This window comes from Streptomyces sp. NPDC015139 (assembly GCF_043079785.1).
Classification (GTDB): Bacteria; Actinomycetota; Actinomycetes; order Streptomycetales; family Streptomycetaceae; genus Streptomyces; species Streptomyces albidocamelliae.
In genome coordinates, this window is the sequence record NZ_JBIBUW010000022.1 from 60,077 (window position 1) to 77,006 (window position 16,930).

Sequence of the window (16,930 nt, forward strand, 5' to 3'; positions counted from 1 at the left end):
AGTCCGGACGCTGTGAGCGGCGAGATGAACCCTGGGAGCGCGGGCGGCCTCGGCCTCTCTGCCTCGGCCGAACACCGCGGTCGTCCGATCGGGGGTGCGAGCAACCGCGACTGGTGGCCGAACCAGCTCAACCTGACGATCCTCCAAAAACACCCCGCCATCGCCGACCCCATGGGCGAGGACTTCGATTACGCCGCGGAGTTCCGGACGCTCGACCTCGACGCCCTGGCGCGGGACGTCGACGAGGCGCTGACGACGTCGCAGGGGTGGTGGCCGGCCGACTTCGGCCACTACGGGCCGCTCGTGATCCGCATGGTGTGGCACTGCGCCGGGACCTACCGCATCGACGACGGCCGCGGTGGCGCGAGCACCGGCATGCAGCGTTTCGCGCCGCTGAACAGCTGGCCGGACAACCGCAACCTCGACAAGGCGCGCCGGCTGCTCTGGCCGATAAAGAAGAAGTACGGCCGCAAGATTTCGTGGGCTGACCTGATGGTCTTCGCGGGCAACCGTGCCCTGGAGACGATGGGCTTCAGGACCTTCGGCTTCGCCGGTGGCCGGGCGGAGGTCTGGGGGCCCGACGAGGGGGTCTTCTGGGGTCCCGAGCGCGCCTGGCTCGGAGACGAACGCCACGGCGGCGTCCGGGAGCTGGAGAACCCTCTCGCCGCGGTCCAGATGGGCCTCATCTACGTCAACCCGGAGGGACCGAACACCGTCCCGGACCCGCTCACCGCGGCCCGGGACATCCGTGAGACGTTCCGGCGCATGGGGATGAACGACGAGGAGACCGTCGCGCTGATCGCGGGCGGCCATACGTTCGGCAAGACCCATGGCGCGGCCGCCCCGGACGCCTACCTCGGCCCCGAACCCGAGAGCGCCCCCCTTGAGCAGCAGGGCCTGGGCTGGAAGAGCAGCTATGGCACCGGAAAGGGCAGGGACGCCATCTCCAGCGGGCTTGAGGGTACGTGGACACCCACCCCGACGAGATGGGACAACAGCTTCTTCGAAACCCTGTTCGGCTATGAGTGGGACCTGGAGCTGAGCCCAGCCGGTCTGTGGCAGTGGATCCCGAGGGACGGCGGCGGGGCCGGCACCGTGCCGGACGCCCACGACCCGTCGACGGCACACGCCCCGACGATTCTGACGACGGACCTCGCGCTGCGATCGGACCCGGTCTACGAGCCGATCTCTCGGCGGTTCCTGGAGAACCCGGAGCAGCTCGCGGATGCGTTCGCCCGGGTGTGGTTCAAGCTGACGCACCTCGACATGGGCCCGATCCAGCGCTACCTCGGACCGCTGGTCCCCCGGGAGAAGCTGCGCTGGCAGGACCCGGTCCCCGTGGTCGACCACGAGCTCGTCGGGGCGGCGGACATCGCCGCGCTCAAGAGCCGCATACTCGCCTCCGGGCTGTCGGTCTCCCAGCTCGTTTCGACCGCGTGGGCGTCCGCCTCGACGTTCCGCGTCAGCGACAAGCGTGGCGGGGTGAACGGCGCGCGTATCCGCCTCGAGCCGCAGCGGGGCTGGGAGGTCAATGACCCCGACACGCTGGCACAGGTGCTGCGCACCCTGGACGGGATTCAGGAGTCCTTCAACAGCTCCCGGACCGGGGACAAGAAGGTCTCGCTGGCCGACCTCATCGTGCTCGGCGGAGCCGCCGCCGTGGAACAGGCAGCCAAGGCCGCCGGCTACGACGTTCAGGTCCCGTTCACTCCGGGACGCACGGACGCCACGCAGGAGTGGACCGATGCGGACTCCTTCGCCCCGCTCGAGCCGAAAGCGGACGGGTTCCGCAACTACCGCGGCAAGGGCAACCGGCTGCCCCCGGAGCACCAGCTGGTCGACCGCGCGGACCTGCTGAACCTGAGCGTGCCCGAGATGACCGTCCTTGTGGGTGGCCTGCGGGTGCTGGGCGCCAACTATCAGGGGTCCCCGCTGGGTGTCTTCACCTCTGTGCCCGGGTCGCTCACCAACGACTTCTTCGTGAATCTGCTCGACACGGACACGGAATGGCAGCCGACATCCGCGACCGGGGAAACCTTCGAGGGTCGCGACCGCGCCACCGGCGAGGTCAAGTGGACCGGTAGCCGGGTCGACCTCGTCTTCGGGTCGAATTCCGAGCTGCGCGCCGTCGCGGAGGTCTATGCGAGCGACGATGCACGGGAGAAGTTCGTGCGGGACTTCATCGCCGCGTGGGACAAGGTCATGAACCTTGATCGGTACGACCTCGTATGATCCTCCATCGAGGTCGAGACGCCAGGAGAGGCTTGGAGACCGGTCAGCGAGTGTTGATCGGCGACGGTCGCGTGAGTCTACGGCCGGTCCCCGCGCGACGCGGTGCAGTGTGAGCCGACTCCTCCCAACGGCGGCTATTCGGGCGCGAACGGTAGCTGGTCGCGGACGAGCGGCATGAGTCGCCCGAACTGGCGCTCACCCTTGTCGGTGTGATTCATCCGGCGTAGCGTGCCTTTTGAGTACAAAATTCTCACCCCTCTCGGTCCGATTCATTCGGCGTAGCGGGCTTGCAATTCGAGAGAATATTCCTGCCGAGTGATTACGCCCGGTCAGCGAGGTGTCTCCGTCAGCGCGACCTATGCGAATTGGACGCAGAGATTCGGGATGAGGGGAGTGAAGCCCCTATGACGACCACGCAGGAGCGAGCCGACCTGCTGGACAAGATCGGGTTGGCCGCACAGAACAAAGCAGCGCTGGGGCAAGTGCTGGGAACCGGAAGCATTGGGCAGGCCACCGAGAAATCGGATGGCCATATGGAGGCCACAATTCGCATCCACCCGGATGAGCTGACCTTTGATCCCTCCATTCTGGTGATGCCTCACGGCGGCGATATCGAGCTGGAGCTCGTCAACGACGACCAGAACACACACTGCGCGCTCCTGCCGAGCAATGGCGACCGGAAGTTCATCTGGTTGGTGAACCATTCGCACGGACACGCGCACCTCAACCTCGACGGGCCGGGCTACTACTGGTACGCCTCGCCCACAGGCAACGACGAGGGGCGGGGGCTGACCGGGGCCATCGTCGTCCTGGGGGACGCTCCGCCAGAGGCTCGCCTCGACCGTCCCGAACAGCCGCGGCCGTAGGAACAAGTAGGAGGTGGAGGAAATGACCGTCGACTACGCCGACTACGTCGACGCGGGTGAGGCTGTCGATCAGGGAGCCCTGAGCGGCAAGGTCGCGGGCGGGGAGGTCGCGCCGCCGGTAGTGGCCGGCGTCGACTACGAACGCCTACTCAACGCCCGCGAGGAACCCCATAACTGGCTGACCTACTACGGCGCCTACAACGGGCAGCGGTACAGCCCGCTGGATCAGATCAACACGGAGAACGTCAAGCGCATGGTGCCCGCCTGGGTCTTCCAGGCCGGCACGACCGGCCTGATCGCGGGCGCGTCGACCTATTCGTTCGAGGCGACCCCGATCGTCGTCGACGGGGTCATGTTCCTCTCCGGCTGGGACGGCTGGGTCTGGGCCCTTGACGCGAAGACGGGTGTGGAGATCTGGCGGTACAAGCATGCGGTCCCCTTCGACGTGTCCTTGTGCTGCGGGAACGTGAACCGCGGGGTCGCCGTGGCTCAGGGGAAGGCCTTCTTCGTCACGGCGAACGCCCGTGTGCTCGCGCTCGACGCCACCACCGGCAAGCGGGTCTGGGACAAGACCTACGGAGACGTCCGAGCCGGGGAGAGCGCCACGGTCGCCCCGCTGATCGTGAAGAACATGGTCATCGTGGGAAGTTCCGGCGGTGAGTTCGGCGTGCGCGGCCACCTCGACGCGTTCGACCTCGAGACCGGCGAGCACCAGTGGCGCTGCTACACCGTGCCGAAGCCCGGGGAACCCGGCTCGGAGACCTGGCCCGCCGACGGCGAGGCCTGGGCGCGGGGCGGGGCGAACTGCTGGGTCACCGGCACCTTCGACCCGGAGACGAACCTCCTGTACGTCGGCACCGGCAACCCGGCGCCCGACTTCGACGGAGGTGTCCGCGAGGGCGACAACCTCTTCACGGACAGCATCATCGCCGTCGACGTGGACAGCGGTCAGATCCGCTGGCACTACCAGTGCACTCCGCACGACTTGTGGGACTACGACAGCATCGCCGAGTGCATCCTGTTCGAGCACGACGGGCGCAAACTGCTCGGGCACTTCGACAAGAACGGCTACTTCTTCGTACTCGATCGGACGAACGGCGAGAGAGTACAGATCACCCCGTTCGTGGACCGGATCACCTGGGGGGCGATCACGAGGGACGGCCAGGTGACGGCCAAGATATACCCGGACAAGGAGGGAGAGCCGGTCCACTTCTACCCCGGTCCGGCCGGCGCCAAGGAATGGACCCACGCGGCCTACAGCCCGAGGACCCAGCTCTTCTACGTCCCGGTCCAAGACACCGGCGCCACGGCCACGCGGCGACGCCGGGAGTTCAAGGAGAGCATTCCGTACTGGGGTGCGGGCGTTCAGGTGGACATCGAGGACATGGCAGGGTCCATCAGCGCGTTCGACGCAGGCGGTGAGGAGAAGTGGCGCTGGCGCAACGAACTCCCGATGTGCGCCTCGGTGCTGGCCACCGGCGGCGACGTGGTGTTCGCCGGTGAAGCCTCCGGGGAGTTCAACGCGCTCGACGCCCGCACCGGCGAGCTGTTGTGGCAGTTCCAGTGCGGAAGCGGCCACCACAGCAGCCCGAGCACCTACATGGTCGACGACAGGCAGTACATCGCCGTGCCGGTCGGTTGGGGCGGCTGGGCCGAGGGATTCCTCCCCGGCATGCTCGGCGCGGGGCACGGAAGCGCCCTGATCGTCTTCGCCCTCCCTGAATCGTCGTAGCGCACGACCGGAGCCTGCCGCTGTCCGGGCAGAGAGGAGGTGAATCCATGGAATCTCAGCTCACCGTGTGGGAGACCCCCGAGACGGAATCTCAGCTCGCCGCGTGGGAGACGCCCGAGTTCGACGAGATCGCCGTCGCGGCCGAGGTGACCATGTACCTCGATCGGTTGGAGGAGTAGCGGATCCGGGGCGGCGCCGGACCTGGTCCGGCGCCCTCGGACGGGACGGCCGGGCCCGGCCGTGCCGAGGACGGACCCGGATCTTCGGCGAACGGAGTGCTGGCGTGTTGCTGCGCGTGCTGGGCTCGGCGGCGGGGGGCGGCTCCCCGCAGTGGAACTGCGGCTGCCCGGTGTGCGCCGCGGTCCGCTCCCGGGCCGGCCTCGCGCGCACCCAGTCGTCGGTCGCGGTCAGCGCCGACCGCCGCCGGTGGTTCCTCATCAACGCCTCGCCCGACGTCCGCACCCAGATCGAGGCCTTCCCCGCCCTGCACCCGCGCGGCGACCGGACGACGCCGCTGGAGGCGGCGCTGCTCACCGACGCCGAGCTGGACCACACGCTCGGCCTGCTTCTGTTGCGCGAGGCCCGCGCCCTGCGGCTGTACACCACACCGGCCACGCGCAAGACGCTGTGTGACGGCTCGGGAATTCTGCGCACGCTCGAGCGCTACTGCCCGGTCGAGTGGCGTGCAGCGACCCCCGGCGCCGACCTCGCCTTGGCGGACGGGATGTCCTGCCGGGTTTTCGACGTACCCACCACCAAACGCGCCCGGTTCGGCGCCGGGGTCGACCATGGTCGCGTCGTGGGCTACCGGCTGACCGACCAGAGCAGCGGGGGAACGATGGTGTACCTGCCCGGGGTGCAATCGCTGACGCCGGCGCTGCGCGTGGAGATCGAGGACTGCGCATGCCTGTTGATCGACGGGACCTGCTGGCGCGACGACGAACTCGTCCAACTCGGCCTGTCCGGCAAGACGTCCCGGGAGATGGGCCACCTGCCCATCGACGGCCCGGACGGCAGTCTGGCGCAACTGCCCTCGCTGGGTGCGGGTCGGACGATTTTCGTGCACATGAACAACACCAACCCCATCCTCCTGGAGGACACACCCGAACGGCGTACCGTGGAGGAGAGCGGCATGGAAGTGGCCATGGACGGCCTCGAGGTCGAGGTGTAGAGCCGTGACGACAACAACCACGAGAACGGGCGCCGACGACTTCGTCGAGACGCTGCGGGCCCACTCGCGGCAATACCACGACCAGCACCCGTTCCACGTCCGGATGAACGCCGGCAGGCTCAGCCGCCGGCAGATCCGTGGCTGGGTCGCCAACCGCTTCTACTACCAGGAGAACATCCCCCGCAAGGACGCCGCGATCCTCTCCAACTGCCCCGACCTCGATGTCCGCCGCCGCTGGATCCGACGCATCATCGACCACGACGGTACCGCCGACGGCGAGGGCGGCATCGAGGCATGGCTCCGACTCGGCGAAGCCACGGGGCTGACCCGCGAGGAGGTCCGCGACCACCGGCACCTGGTACCCGCCGCGCGGTTCGCCGTCGACGCCTACGTGAACTTCACCCGGACCCGCCCGTGGGTGGAGGCAGTAGCGTCCTCGCTCACGGAGCTGTTCGCGCCCGACCTGATGGCGGCGAGGCTGCAGGCATTCGAACGCTGGTACCCGTGGATCGACCCCGAGGGCCTTGCCTACTTCCGCTCCCGCCTGGAGCAGGCCCCCCGCGACTGCGAACACGCCCTCGAGGTGGTCACCGCGCACTGCCTCTCCGCCGAGTCCCGGGCGCGTGCCGTCGACGCGCTGTCGTTCAAGTGCGACGTCCTGTGGAGCCTGATGGACGCCATCGACCAGGCCTATCCGGAGTGACCATGGACCCGACCCACACCGGAACGACCCGGACCGGTACCGGTAGCCGACCCGCCGTCGGAGTATCGGCGGTTGACCGGCCCCGGTTGGCGCGCCACGTCCGGCTGACCTTCTGCCGGACCAGGAGGCGCCGGATTCTGCTGCACCCCGAGACGGTGGTGGTCCTGAACGGCAGCGGCGCGGCTGTCATCGAGTTGTGCGACGGGCGGCACACCGTGGCCGAGATCGTTACCGAGCTGGGCGCGCACTATCAGGCCGTCTCCGAGGACGAGGTGCGACAGTTCTTGACCCGGCTCGTCGCCCGGCGCTGGCTGGAGCTCACCGATGGATAGCCCGTTCGGATTGCTCGCCGAGCTCACCTACCGGTGCCCACTGGCCTGCCCGTACTGCTCCAACCCGCTGAACATGGCCGGCTACCAGGACGAGCTGACCACCGAGGAGTGGCGGCGCGTGCTGGCCGAGGCAAGCGACCTGGGCGTTCTCCAGTGCCACCTGTCGGGAGGGGAGCCACTGCTGCGGCGCGACCTGGTGGAGATCGTGGCGCACGCCCACGACCTCGGCCTCTACACCAACCTCATTACCAGCGCCCTCGGGCTCACGCGATCGAGGGCCGAGGAGCTACGGGCCGCCGGCCTGGACCATGTGCAGATCAGCATCCAGGCCGACGAGCCGACCGTGTCCGACCGGATCGCCGGCACCCCCTCCTTCCAACGCAAGATCGAGGCGATGGGCATCGTCAAGGAACTGGGCTGGCCGCTCACCATGAACGTGGTGCTGCACCGGCACAACATCGACCGCGTCGCCGACGTGCTCCGACTGGCCGAGGAGGTGGGCGCCGACCGGCTGGAGCTGGCCAACACCCAGTATTACGGATGGGCCTGGCGAAACCGTGACGCGTTGCTGCCGAGCAGGGCCCAGCTCGAGGCGGCCGAAGTCGTCGTGCGGGCGGCACGCGAGCGGCTGCGGGACCGCATGGACGTCATCTACGTCATCCCCGACTACTACAGTCGCTTCCCCAAGCCCTGCATGGGCGGCTGGGCCTCCCGGCAACTGACCGTAACGCCGAACGGCGACGTCCTGCCCTGTCCGGCCGCCCAGCCCCTGCCGCTGCCGCGGGCCAGCGTGCGGGATGACCCACTGGAGCGGATCTGGGCCGAGTCCCCGATAATGACCGCGTTCCGGGGGACCGACTGGATGCCGGAGCCCTGCCGGAGCTGCTACCGGCGGGAGTTGGACTTCGGTGGGTGCCGCTGCCAGGCGTTCCTGCTCACCGGTGACGCCGCCCGCACCGACCCGGTCTGCTACCTGTCACCCGACCACGACCTCGTCGTCCGGGCGGTCGAGGCCGCCAATGCCGACTCGCGGGCCGACGATCCTCCGCTGATTCCCCGCCCGCACCGGCCCGGTCTGTCACCTGTCACCCGTTCACATGGTCGGCAAGGCGATCAAGGGCGCCAACGCTGACTCGCGGTCGGCGACCTTCCGTTGCCCCTTCCCGCAGGGCGGCCGCCTCCGGGCGGAGCGGGTCAGTTGCCGAACCACAGCGGCAGCGCCGCAGCGGCGATGATCAAGGTGACCCCGCTCAGCAGGTCCGAGCGGATCCGGATGAGGCGCGCCGCGGCCCGCCCGAGCTGCAGACCGACCAGCGACAACACTGCTGTCATCATGCCGAAGGTGGCGGCCGAGAACCACGGCGAGAGGCCAAGAACTCCCAGGCTCGCCCCGGCGAACAAATTGTCCAGGCTCAGCGTCAACGGAATGCCGAACAACGCCCACGGGTGGTCCAACTCCTCCGGCTCCGGGTTCCGAAGGGACGAGATGACGAGGTAGAGACCGTACCCGCCGAGCGCGGCCGCACCCACCATATCGGCGACGTCCCCTACGGATTCCCCGATCTGGCGACCGATCAACAGCCCGACCAGGGGCATCACGGCGTCCCACAGTCCAAAGGTCAGCGCGACCTGCACCGCGCGCTTCAAGCCGAATGGGACCGTGCCAAGCGCGATCGATACTCGAAAATTGTCGAGACTGAGCACAAAGCCCAGGACCAGTATTTCCCAGATCATGGCGACGCCACTACCCGATGACGACCCGCGCCGGAGAAAGCGACTCTGCCTCGACTCACCTCCATCATGTTCTACAGAGTATCGCAGCCGGTTCGGCGAATAAACCCGGCAAGCCGAATTCCAGGGGGAGTTCCGACGCTACTCGCCGGACGGTGACCAGCGCTCACAAAGACTCACTGTTTGAGCCTGCACGCCTCATTCACTGAGTGCGACGAGAGTCACGCCCAATAGGAGAACCGGACGCTTAACGCCTCCTTGGACACTCCGAAAGCCTGGATCACGACGATGACGGGCAGCCCGGCCTCTCGCGCGGCGGTCAGTTGCGGGGTGGTGGCCGCCCCTCCGCTGTCCCTGGTGACGACGACGTCGATGCGGGCGGGGCACGGAGGCTCGGGAGCGTCCACGGACCGCAGGAGGAAGAACGGGGCGTCCAGGTCGGCGAAGGGCCACCCAGCCGGGGCGGCGCAGGATAAGCAGGGGAACACACTTGCCGAGGGCCAAGAGGTTGTCGTTTCTGTCCGGCATGGACCAGCTCGCAGAAGCGGTCGAGCGGGCCTGCCGGCGGCTGGACCCCGATTTCCGCCGGATCAACCTGGAGATCCTCGGCAACACGGACCCGTTCTTGCATGCGCATGTCTGGCCGCGGTTCGAGTGGGAACCGACTGAGCTGCTCAGCAAGCCAGTGTGGCGGTATCCGAGTGACCGATGGAATGACGCGCGGTTCAAGCTCGGCCCACAGCACGATGGGCTGCGCGATGCGATTGGCAGCGAGCTGGACCGACTGCGTTCGATGGCCTGATGGCGTAGGCCACCTGTCATGAGCATGCGGACGACCTCTGCGAAATATCTGGGCCGCCGCAGTGGCCGTGCGCAAGGGGCGGCCTCCTGGGCACCGACAGCCCGACCGTTGAGGCCCGTGAGCAGCTGGGCGGTTCCCTACTTGAGTGTGCCGATGTGGGCGGGGATCGGGCGATGCACTGCCCCGGCACGAGTCGAGGCACCGGTTGGCTGGTCCGGGCTCCGACCGACCGTCCCGATATCAGTCACAGGCTGCGCCCGCGCTCGGCTGGGCCGCCTTCGCGTGAGTCGCCGACGATTCAATGTCCGGCGGCGCCGACCCAACCGCAGCAGCTTATCCGAATCCGTGAATCCGCGGGACCGCTGTCCGGCAGTCCCGCCCCCGACAGGAGATTTCCCATGGAAAACATTATGGGGTTCATCCCGGATGGCCGTATTCGAAAGGGCTCCCTCGTTCTGGCCTCGGCAACCGAAATGGACAGTACGTTCAGCAGCCCGCTTTTCGAAGACGCTCACGTCACTGTGCAGCAGATCACTCCTGCGGATGGCTCGGTACGCGTACGTACGTGGGTGGACAGCGTGCCCGTGAACATCAATCTCCGATTGCAGATAGCCGTGCTCGGGACGGTCACGGTCCCCGTCCAGGAGCGGCTGCCGGCGGCGGGCAGAGCCTCAGCCCGCCGCCGGCATCGCTGACACCAGGCATGGCTGGTGTCAGCGAGGTGCGGCCGTATGGACAGAAGTACCCGTCTGACGATGCACGGCCCGCGGCTCGTGCTGCGAAGGGCTCCTGACCTGGGCGCCCGTGAATTGGAGAGCCTGCTCGACCCTTCTTGAGTGCCGAGCGGGTGGGCGGTGTGGCTGAATCCGTCGCCGATGTGAGGTGGCCGCATCGTACGGTGTCGGCCGGAGGCGACGCCGCACGACTCGACGCGACGAACAACGCCAAGGTGCCCGGAGCCGTACGCCGCCGGCGATGGGCCATGGAGCAGGTGATCGGTGCAACCCTCGTCGACAGAGGTATCGCGCGGGCGTTCGGCGACGTCCGGTTTGTGCTGTGCCACCCCGACATCCCGGCTTATCCCGCCCTGTTGGAACGCGTCGTCGCTGACGGCGCTCCCCGACAGACCGATGCCCTCTGGCAGAGGACACAAAGTGCCTGCCTGGAGAACGGCTTCAGCTGTTCAGGCTCAAGCGGACGGGATTGAAGCCGCGTCACTGGGCGATCGCAGCAGCGAGGCGGCGCCGACCGCTGCGGCGAAGTCGCCCAACTCTGCCCGCCGGACGGGCGTCTCCGGTGGTGAACGGTAGGTCACGGCGTTCGCCCGCACCTCGTTCTCCAGCGGTTTCATCAGGGGTGGTCCGAGCGTGACGAGCTCGCCGCCCACCACGACCATGCTCGGCCCGAGCGCCTTGACCAGCCCGGCCAGAACTCTGCCCGTGTGGATCGCGGCCCGCCGTACCACCGCGTGCGCGGCTTTCTCTCCCGCACTCAGCGCGGCCGCCAGCTGTGGCAGATCCGGCGCGGCCCGGTAAGCGTCGAGCACCGCCGTGGTCGACGCCACCGTCTGCAGACAGCCCCGGCCACCGCAGGAACAAGGCGCACCCGCGACCTCGGCGAGGATGTGCCCGAACCCGCCCGACCGGCCGTGAGCGCCGCGGTGCAGCGCGCCGCCGGTCACCAGGCCCCCGCCGACCTGGTCCGACAACTCCAGGTACAGGACGTCTGTCAGGCCCTTGGCCGCGCCCCACACCGTCTCGGCCAGCGCCGCCAGCCGTGGGCCGTTGCCGAGCCGTACTCGGGCGCCGAGGCTGCGGCCGAGCATGTCGGCCAACGCCCGATCACCGTCGGCGGCGAGGGAGACGGTGGCGGGGTCTGCCACCGCGACGCCCACATCGCCGAGGGGGCCGAGGCGAGGGACGCTGCCGGTCAGTCCCGCGGCCAGCCGTCGTGCGACGGCGATGCGCTCGGACCACGGAGCGGCGGGAGAGTGTGTCCCGCCGACCGTGCTGATCTCGTCGCCTGCCGCGGTGATCGCGGCCAGCCGCACGTGGCGTCGGCCGAAGTCGATGCCCAGCAGGCGGCCGACCGCGGGATTGACAGCGAGCTTCTCCGCCGGGCGTCCCGGCCGCCGTCGTCCGGTGTCCGCGACCGTGGCGATCACCAGTCCACTGTCCACGAGCCTGCCGGTGACCTCGTACAGCGTCGTCCGCGACAGCCCGCAACGTGCGCCGAGCTCACCTCGCGTCATGGGCCCCGACTCACGCAGCAACCGCAGTACCCGGTCTGCGTGTTGTCCACGGCCGGGCGTAGGTGCGGCTGCTGGGACGAGGGGCTGCTGTATGTCGCGCATCCGTCCGTACGTTCGTGTCGTTGCCGTCAGGATGTCGGGGGGCACCGGGCCGTCAGGTGGCGAGCAGGCCGCCGTCCATGTGCAGGTCATGGGCGTTGACACCGGTGTTGCGGAGCAGGAAGTGGGTGGCGTCGGCGATCTCGGCCATGGTCACCAACCGTCCGATCGGAGTCTTGTCGGAGTGCGGTGGGTTGGGGACGTCGCGCCACTTGGGGCTGTCGCCGATCAGACCGGGGTGCAGGGCGTTGACCCGGTGCGGCGCGATCTCCACCGCGAGCGTCCTGACCAGGCCGGTGATCCCGGCGTTGAAGGTGCTGACGATCGTCGAGCCAGGGTACGGGCGTTCCTTGGCCAGTCCCCCGAAGAGCACGACCGACGCCTGCGGGGTGAACCGGTCGCGCAACACGCGGACGGTCTCCGCGTAGCCGACGAGCTTCATGGTCACGGCGGAGACCGCGTCCGTGATGTTGAACTCCGCAAGTGTGTTTGCCGCTTGGCCCACGGCGGTGATCACCAGATGGTCGATCTGGGTGACATCCGCGAGTGCGGCGTCGATGGTCTCGGGGCGGCCGAGGTCGAGTGCGAGCCCACGGGTACCGCCGCCGATGCGCGCCGCTACGGCCTCGGCCCGCGCCTTGTCCCTGGCGGTGACGATGACGTCGTCGCCGCAGCCGGCGAAGTGCTCCGCGATGACGCCGCCCAGTCCGCCGCTGCCGCCGACGATGAGTGTGCTGGTCATGCTGTGAAGGTCCTTCCGGGTTCGGCGGCCTGGAGGCTGCTGAGGGTGGCTTCGGCCTGCTCGCGCATGGCCGGGACGAGGTCCAGGGCGGCTTCCGGCAGGTTGGCGGTGACGACCGCGAGTTCGCCGGGAGTACCGACCTGCTCGAAGAAGCCGATGTTGAGGTGGGCACCCACGGGCGGGGCCGAGGCGATGACCGCGCGGGAGAACTCCGCCCAGGCCTCGTCGGACATGTGTGCCGTCAGTGCGGCAAACAGCACCGGCTCCTCGTGCTCCAGATGCGCGTGTACCAGGTCGCGCACCGCCACCGCCGCGTCGGCGAGCTCCGTCCGCTCGTCGGCATCCCGCACGGGAGTGGCCGCCAGCGCGTCCAGTGCCGCGTCCAGCGCGTCGTGTTCGGCCGCCAGGTCCGTCGGCCCGGCCGCCGCCGCGGGGTCCGCGGCGGTCAGTAGCGGCCAGAGCACGTCGTCCTCGCTCTCGTGGTGGTGCCGCAGCGCCGCGACGAGAAAGTCACGCAACTCTTCCAGGGCCGTGGCGGGGGCGGTGTCCCGCTGTGCCGCCTCCGCCAACAGGGACGTCGCGGCTCTGTGCATCTTGTGCAGCAGGCGGGTCTCGGCGACCGCCGCACCGCCTTCGGGTGTCTCCACACTCATGATGTGATCCATCCGCTCGTTGATATCCAAGTGGATACTAACCTAGCAGTGGCGACGGGCGAGGTGTCGCGCCGCCGTAGAGTGATCACATGAAGGAGGTGCCGTGAACGACGCAGAACCGGTCTCCGAGCAGCCACGCAGGCGCCGGAGGGATCCCGAGGGACACCGGGCGGCCATCATCGAGGCGGCCCGCCAAGCCTTCGCCGAGCGCGGATACGCCCGTACGACACTCCGTGAGATCGCCGGCCGGGCAGGTGTCACACATGGCCTGATTACCCGTCACTTCGCCTCCAAGGAAAGGCTGTTCCTCGCAGCGATGCCGGGCAATCGCGACCTGGAGGACGTCGCGGCCGGTGACCCCGCCACGCTGCCCGACCGGATCGCCCGTGCCTTCGTACGGCGGCTGGAGACGGACGCCGTCAACGATCCGCTGATCGCCCTGCTGCGCAGTGCCGCGTCCGACCAGCGTGCCGCGTCGGAGCTCCTGTCCGCGATGCAGGAGCACAGCACCGCCGTCTACCGGTCCGTCCTGTCACCCGGTGAGACCGCCGCCCCCGGCGACGACCTGGACACCCGCGTGGCGCTCGTGGGGGCGCAGATGATCGGGGTGGCGTTCAGCCGGTACATCGCACGGACCGAGCCTCTCGCTTCGATGCCGTCCGACCAACTCACCGAACACCTCACGCGGATACTGCGGGGCCTCCTCTTCGGCTGACCTCCTCGATCAACCGCCGGAGGCGGTTCAAACGGTCCGTGGTCGGCGCGCCCGGAATGTCACGGCGGCGGGGTCGTGGCCGCGCCGGGCGGGGATGGCCCTCAGCTCGGCCGCGTAGGTCGAAGTGGTCCGGGGCTTCGGCGGGCGTCGGCGGCGCCCGCCCAGCCAGCTGGTACACGTGGTGCCGTTCGTCGGGTGACAGGCGCTGGGCGGTCACGAGGCTCGCGAGTACCGAGGCCGACTGCTGCGGGCCACGTGCCTGTTCGAGGCTCTCGTAGTACGCCGTGGACATGTGGGCCAGCGCCGCCACCTGAGTCAACTGGACCGTCTCATCCGGGGCAACCTGGTCCTTGCAACGGCCGGTCCAGCGCACCTCCGATCCCCGCCGTCGCCTGGTGGTGGACAGAGCCACTGAGTCCCGTGCGTGACGATGCCGGGGACACCGGAGACAGCAAGGAGCGGACATCCACCCTCGCGGAACTATCCTCGCACGCCGCCCGACGGACCTGGAGGCGGGCGATTCCAAAGCGTCTCGGGCGTGCCCGTAAGCCAGTCGCGGGGCAGCAGCGGCAGGGTGTGCTCCACGTCCTGGATGCCCGTGGCCGGCAGGCTGACCGCGAAGCGGGTGCCGGGCCGTCCGTCAGGGCGGTCCGACACGATGATCCGGCCCTGGTGCAGGGCGACCTGCTGGGCGACCAGAGTCAGGCCGAGGCCGGAGCCCGGGCTGTCCGGGCCCCTGCGGAAGCGCTCGAAGATGTCCTCGCGGCACTCCGGGGCAATGCCGGGGCCATGGTCGTCCACGGCGAGTACGGCAGTCGCCCGATGCCCACCCCCCGGCGGACGCAGGGTCACCTCGATACGGGCGACGCCGTCGGCGGCACGGCCGTGGGTCCAGGCGTTGGCCAGCAGGTTGTCCACCGCCGAGCGCAGCCCCTGCTCCCAGCCGTGGACGCGCACTCCGGCGGTCGCGCGTACGGACACTTCGGCGTCGGGACGGGTGCGCCGCAGGTCGGCGACCGACGCCTCCACGAGCTCTGCGAGGTCCAGCGACGTGAACGCGTCCGCCTCGATCAGGTCGCCCTGCGCGAGCGCCTTCAGCATCACCAGCAGACCCAGCAGTCGGTCGTGCTCGCGCCCCAGTTCCCCAAGGACCTCCGTCCGGTCCTCGGGGTCAAGTCCGGGGTGGTCGGTGAGGATGTCGAGGTTGGTCCGCATGCTCATCAACGGGGTACGCAGTTCGTGGGAGGCGGTGGCGGCGAATGCACGGGCGGTGGCCAGCGCGTCCCCGGTGCGCGCCACCTGCTCGTCGTAGCGGGCCAGCACGATCTGCACCGTGTGCGCGAGGTCGTCCACCTCGGCGATCCGGGTCGGTGTGTGTTCCAGACGTACGCTGCTGGTCCGCGGGTCGAGACCGCTGGTCCGCCGCTGCAGCCGTCGTAGCGGAAGCACCGCTCTGGCGGCGATGGCCCAGGCGGCGGCTCCGGCGAGTGCCGCGGCCAGCAGTGCTCCGGTCAGCAACCGCCCGCGCACCAGAGCCAGTTCGTCCTCGGCGGTGTCCGGTGACAGCAGCCACAGGTTCGGCGTGGTGCCCTCTTTCGCGGCACCGACGCGCAGCGACAGGACGAGCCAGTCCTTGCCGCCGGAGGTCACGCCGACGGGGTCCGGGGCGTTGCGGGGCAGTGTGGGGTAGGGATCGGGCTGCGGGCCCGCCGAAATCGTGCCCTGCGGCCCGGTCAGACGGATGCCCACGTCCCGCGCGGAGTTGACCAGCCGGCCTCGGCGGACCCGCTCCAGGAGCGGGTGGTCACTGCCGGCCACGTCCAGGTACGCCTTGGCGTTCTTGGCCACGATTGTTGCGCGGGCGCGCAGTTGGTCGTCCTGGTGGGTGCGCAGGTCGTTGCCGACCAGGTGCAGCAGCAGCCAGCCGGAGGCGAGGACCAGCACGGGCACGCTCACGCCGACCGCGAGCGCGATCCGGGTGGAAAGTTTCACGGCGTGCCCTCGCTGTGCGGCGGCCGGCGGTCCGTGCGCAGGACGAAGCCGACCCCACGCACGGTGTGCAGGATCCTGGGCCGGTCACCCGCCTCCAGTTTGCGGCGCAGATAGCTCACGAAGGTGTCGACGGCGTCGCTGCGGACCTGGAAGTCGTATCCCCATACGAGGTCCAGCAGTTGCTCGCGGCTCAGGACGATGCCGGCGTTGCGGGCCAGGACCTCCAGCAGCGCGAACTCGCGCCGGGTCAGCTGCAGGGGCCGGTCGTCCAGAACGGCCTGGTGAGAGGCAGAGTCGAGCAGGAGGCCGCCGATGCGGACGGTGGCGGTGGCGGCTGCCGGTGGGCGGCGCCGCAGCAGGGCGTGCAGCCGCAGGACCAACTCCTGGAGCGCGAACGGCTTGACGAGGTAGTCGTCCCCGCCCACCTGCAGACCCGCCACCCGGTCGGCCGTCTCGTCCAGTGCGGAGAGCATCAGCACGGGTACGTCGTCGCCGTCGTCGCGCAGGGCCTGGCACACGTCGATGCCGTTGAGGTCGGGCATGGAGATGTCCAGGACGATGATGTCGGGGTGGCCGGCGCGGGCCTCCGCGAGACCGGTACGACCGCCGTCCGCGACGTCCACGGTGAATCCGCTCAGCCGCAGACCCCGTGCCAGCGACCGTCGTATCGCCGCGTCGTCGTCGATCACCAGTACCCGCCCGGTCCTGCCTGCCATGCACACCTCGGTTTCACCGCGTTGAACGAATCCGCCGGAAGAAGACCGATCAAATCACATGATGCGACAGCCTCGGACGGAATGGTGCCCGCGGGTTGCCACCTTCGCGGATTAATTTCCTTGGTCGCGGATTAATTGACCCCGGTTCGGAATAATTCAAGGAGAGGCGGACAAATATTGACCGGTCCGGAAT

The 16,930-nt window shown here is 69.0% G+C and carries 17 protein-coding genes and 2 pseudogenes; 12 read left to right on the forward strand and 7 right to left on the reverse strand.

The annotated features are described in order from the left end of the window. Positions 1 to 87 precede the first annotated feature (87 nt). The 8 genes from katG (at position 88) to pqqE (ending at position 8,168) form a co-directional block, all read left to right on the forward strand. Positions 88 to 2,232 carry a catalase/peroxidase HPI gene (katG, locus tag ACF08B_RS36325; RefSeq protein WP_392321358.1) on the forward strand — a complete coding sequence of 715 codons (2,145 nt, stop codon included), beginning with the start codon at positions 88 to 90 and terminating at the stop codon, positions 2,230 to 2,232. A gap of 404 nt (positions 2,233 to 2,636) precedes the next feature. After that, a complete protein-coding gene (locus ACF08B_RS36330) occupies positions 2,637 to 3,098 on the forward strand; it encodes an MSMEG_3727 family PQQ-associated protein (RefSeq protein WP_392321307.1) in 462 nt (153 codons plus the stop codon). Between the two features lie 22 nt (positions 3,099 to 3,120). After that, positions 3,121 to 4,830 (forward strand): PQQ-dependent dehydrogenase, methanol/ethanol family, encoded by a 1,710-nt coding sequence (locus tag ACF08B_RS36335; RefSeq protein ID WP_392321308.1) that lies wholly within the window; start codon positions 3,121 to 3,123, stop codon positions 4,828 to 4,830. A gap of 47 nt (positions 4,831 to 4,877) precedes the next feature. Then, positions 4,878 to 5,009 (forward strand): pyrroloquinoline quinone precursor peptide PqqA, encoded by a 132-nt coding sequence (pqqA, locus tag ACF08B_RS36340; RefSeq protein WP_392321309.1) that lies wholly within the window; start codon positions 4,878 to 4,880, stop codon positions 5,007 to 5,009. A gap of 104 nt (positions 5,010 to 5,113) precedes the next feature. Next, complete coding sequence (gene pqqB / locus ACF08B_RS36345) at positions 5,114 to 6,001, forward strand: pyrroloquinoline quinone biosynthesis protein PqqB (protein WP_392321310.1); 888 nt, start codon at positions 5,114 to 5,116, stop codon at positions 5,999 to 6,001. A gap of 4 nt (positions 6,002 to 6,005) precedes the next feature. Continuing rightward, positions 6,006 to 6,704, forward strand: coding sequence for a pyrroloquinoline-quinone synthase PqqC (pqqC, locus tag ACF08B_RS36350; protein WP_392321311.1), 699 nt, complete (start codon positions 6,006 to 6,008; stop codon positions 6,702 to 6,704). Positions 6,705 to 6,790: 86 nt separating this feature from the next. After that, positions 6,791 to 7,036, forward strand: coding sequence for a pyrroloquinoline quinone biosynthesis peptide chaperone PqqD (gene pqqD / locus ACF08B_RS36355; protein ID WP_392321312.1), 246 nt, complete (start codon positions 6,791 to 6,793; stop codon positions 7,034 to 7,036). Continuing rightward, positions 7,029 to 8,168, forward strand: coding sequence for a pyrroloquinoline quinone biosynthesis protein PqqE (gene pqqE / locus ACF08B_RS36360; protein WP_392321313.1), 1,140 nt, complete (start codon positions 7,029 to 7,031; stop codon positions 8,166 to 8,168). The genes pqqD and pqqE overlap by 8 nt, the downstream gene beginning before the upstream one ends. A gap of 62 nt (positions 8,169 to 8,230) precedes the next feature. Here the strand turns inward: pqqE and ACF08B_RS36365 are convergent, their stop codons facing one another. Together ACF08B_RS36365 and ACF08B_RS36370 are read right to left on the reverse strand one after the other, a co-directional pair. Next, positions 8,231 to 8,770: a manganese efflux pump MntP family protein gene (locus ACF08B_RS36365; RefSeq protein ID WP_392321314.1), complete on the reverse strand. Its 540-nt coding sequence runs from the start codon at positions 8,768 to 8,770 to the stop codon at positions 8,231 to 8,233. A gap of 278 nt (positions 8,771 to 9,048) precedes the next feature. Continuing rightward, positions 9,049 to 9,213: pseudogene (locus tag ACF08B_RS36370) on the reverse strand (precorrin-6A/cobalt-precorrin-6A reductase); the annotation flags it as partial. 41 nt (positions 9,214 to 9,254) lie between these two features. Between ACF08B_RS36370 and ACF08B_RS36375 the strand changes: the two are divergent. The 3 genes and pseudogenes from ACF08B_RS36375 to ACF08B_RS36385 form a co-directional block, all read left to right on the forward strand. Then, a pseudogene (locus ACF08B_RS36375) lies at positions 9,255 to 9,569 on the forward strand (diadenosine tetraphosphate hydrolase); the annotation flags it as partial. Between the two features lie 398 nt (positions 9,570 to 9,967). After that, the gene (locus ACF08B_RS36380; protein WP_392321315.1) at positions 9,968 to 10,264 is read left to right on the forward strand and encodes a hypothetical protein; all 297 of its coding nucleotides are present in this window, start codon (positions 9,968 to 9,970) and stop codon (positions 10,262 to 10,264) included. A gap of 161 nt (positions 10,265 to 10,425) precedes the next feature. Then, positions 10,426 to 10,776, forward strand: a complete 351-nt coding sequence (locus ACF08B_RS36385; protein ID WP_392321316.1) for a hypothetical protein — start codon at positions 10,426 to 10,428, stop codon at positions 10,774 to 10,776. On the opposite strand, the gene ACF08B_RS36390 is transcribed toward ACF08B_RS36385, so the two are convergent. The 3 genes from ACF08B_RS36390 to ACF08B_RS36400 are packed head-to-tail and all read right to left on the reverse strand — an operon-like array spanning position 10,759 to position 13,314. After that, positions 10,759 to 11,922: an ROK family protein gene (locus ACF08B_RS36390; RefSeq protein ID WP_392321317.1), complete on the reverse strand. Its 1,164-nt coding sequence runs from the start codon at positions 11,920 to 11,922 to the stop codon at positions 10,759 to 10,761. The genes ACF08B_RS36385 and ACF08B_RS36390 overlap by 18 nt on opposite strands. Positions 11,923 to 11,974: 52 nt before the next feature. Next, a complete protein-coding gene (locus tag ACF08B_RS36395; RefSeq protein ID WP_392321318.1) occupies positions 11,975 to 12,661 on the reverse strand; it encodes an SDR family oxidoreductase in 687 nt (228 codons plus the stop codon). Then, positions 12,658 to 13,314, reverse strand: a complete 657-nt coding sequence (locus ACF08B_RS36400) for a hemerythrin domain-containing protein (protein WP_392321319.1) — start codon at positions 13,312 to 13,314, stop codon at positions 12,658 to 12,660. The genes ACF08B_RS36395 and ACF08B_RS36400 overlap by 4 nt, the downstream gene beginning before the upstream one ends. A gap of 103 nt (positions 13,315 to 13,417) precedes the next feature. Between ACF08B_RS36400 and ACF08B_RS36405 the strand changes: the two genes are divergently transcribed. Further along, positions 13,418 to 14,029, forward strand: a complete 612-nt coding sequence (locus ACF08B_RS36405; RefSeq protein WP_392321320.1) for a TetR family transcriptional regulator — start codon at positions 13,418 to 13,420, stop codon at positions 14,027 to 14,029. A 480-nt stretch (positions 14,030 to 14,509) separates the two neighbouring features. Here ACF08B_RS36405 and ACF08B_RS36410 read toward each other — a convergent pair whose 3' ends face one another. Both ACF08B_RS36410 and ACF08B_RS36415 read right to left on the reverse strand, forming a co-directional pair. Continuing rightward, the gene (locus tag ACF08B_RS36410; RefSeq protein WP_392321321.1) at positions 14,510 to 16,021 is read right to left on the reverse strand and encodes a sensor histidine kinase; all 1,512 of its coding nucleotides are present in this window, start codon (positions 16,019 to 16,021) and stop codon (positions 14,510 to 14,512) included. Beyond that, positions 16,018 to 16,737: a response regulator transcription factor gene (locus ACF08B_RS36415; protein WP_392321322.1), complete on the reverse strand. Its 720-nt coding sequence runs from the start codon at positions 16,735 to 16,737 to the stop codon at positions 16,018 to 16,020. Before ACF08B_RS36415 ends, ACF08B_RS36410 begins: the two co-directional genes overlap by 4 nt. Positions 16,738 to 16,930: the final 193 nt, after the last annotated feature.

What these genes read in the sequence shown, in the direction of transcription:
- ACF08B_RS36335 (WP_392321308.1), top strand. Translation starts at nt 3,121, where the DNA reads ATGACCGTCGACTACGCCGACTACGTCGACGCGGGTGAGGCTGTCGAT.
- ACF08B_RS36400 (WP_392321319.1), bottom strand. Translation starts at nt 13,314, where the DNA reads ATGAGTGTGGAGACACCCGAAGGCGGTGCGGCGGTCGCCGAGACCCGC.
- ACF08B_RS36415 (WP_392321322.1), bottom strand. Translation starts at nt 16,737, where the DNA reads ATGGCAGGCAGGACCGGGCGGGTACTGGTGATCGACGACGACGCGGCG.
- ACF08B_RS36395 (WP_392321318.1), bottom strand. Translation starts at nt 12,661, where the DNA reads ATGACCAGCACACTCATCGTCGGCGGCAGCGGCGGACTGGGCGGCGTC.
- ACF08B_RS36365 (WP_392321314.1), bottom strand. Translation starts at nt 8,770, where the DNA reads ATGATCTGGGAAATACTGGTCCTGGGCTTTGTGCTCAGTCTCGACAAT.
- ACF08B_RS36330 (WP_392321307.1), top strand. Translation starts at nt 2,637, where the DNA reads ATGACGACCACGCAGGAGCGAGCCGACCTGCTGGACAAGATCGGGTTG.
- pqqE (WP_392321313.1), top strand. Translation starts at nt 7,029, where the DNA reads ATGGATAGCCCGTTCGGATTGCTCGCCGAGCTCACCTACCGGTGCCCA.
- pqqA (WP_392321309.1), top strand. Translation starts at nt 4,878, where the DNA reads ATGGAATCTCAGCTCACCGTGTGGGAGACCCCCGAGACGGAATCTCAG.
- ACF08B_RS36390 (WP_392321317.1), bottom strand. Translation starts at nt 11,922, where the DNA reads ATGCGCGACATACAGCAGCCCCTCGTCCCAGCAGCCGCACCTACGCCC.
- ACF08B_RS36380 (WP_392321315.1), top strand. Translation starts at nt 9,968, where the DNA reads ATGGAAAACATTATGGGGTTCATCCCGGATGGCCGTATTCGAAAGGGC.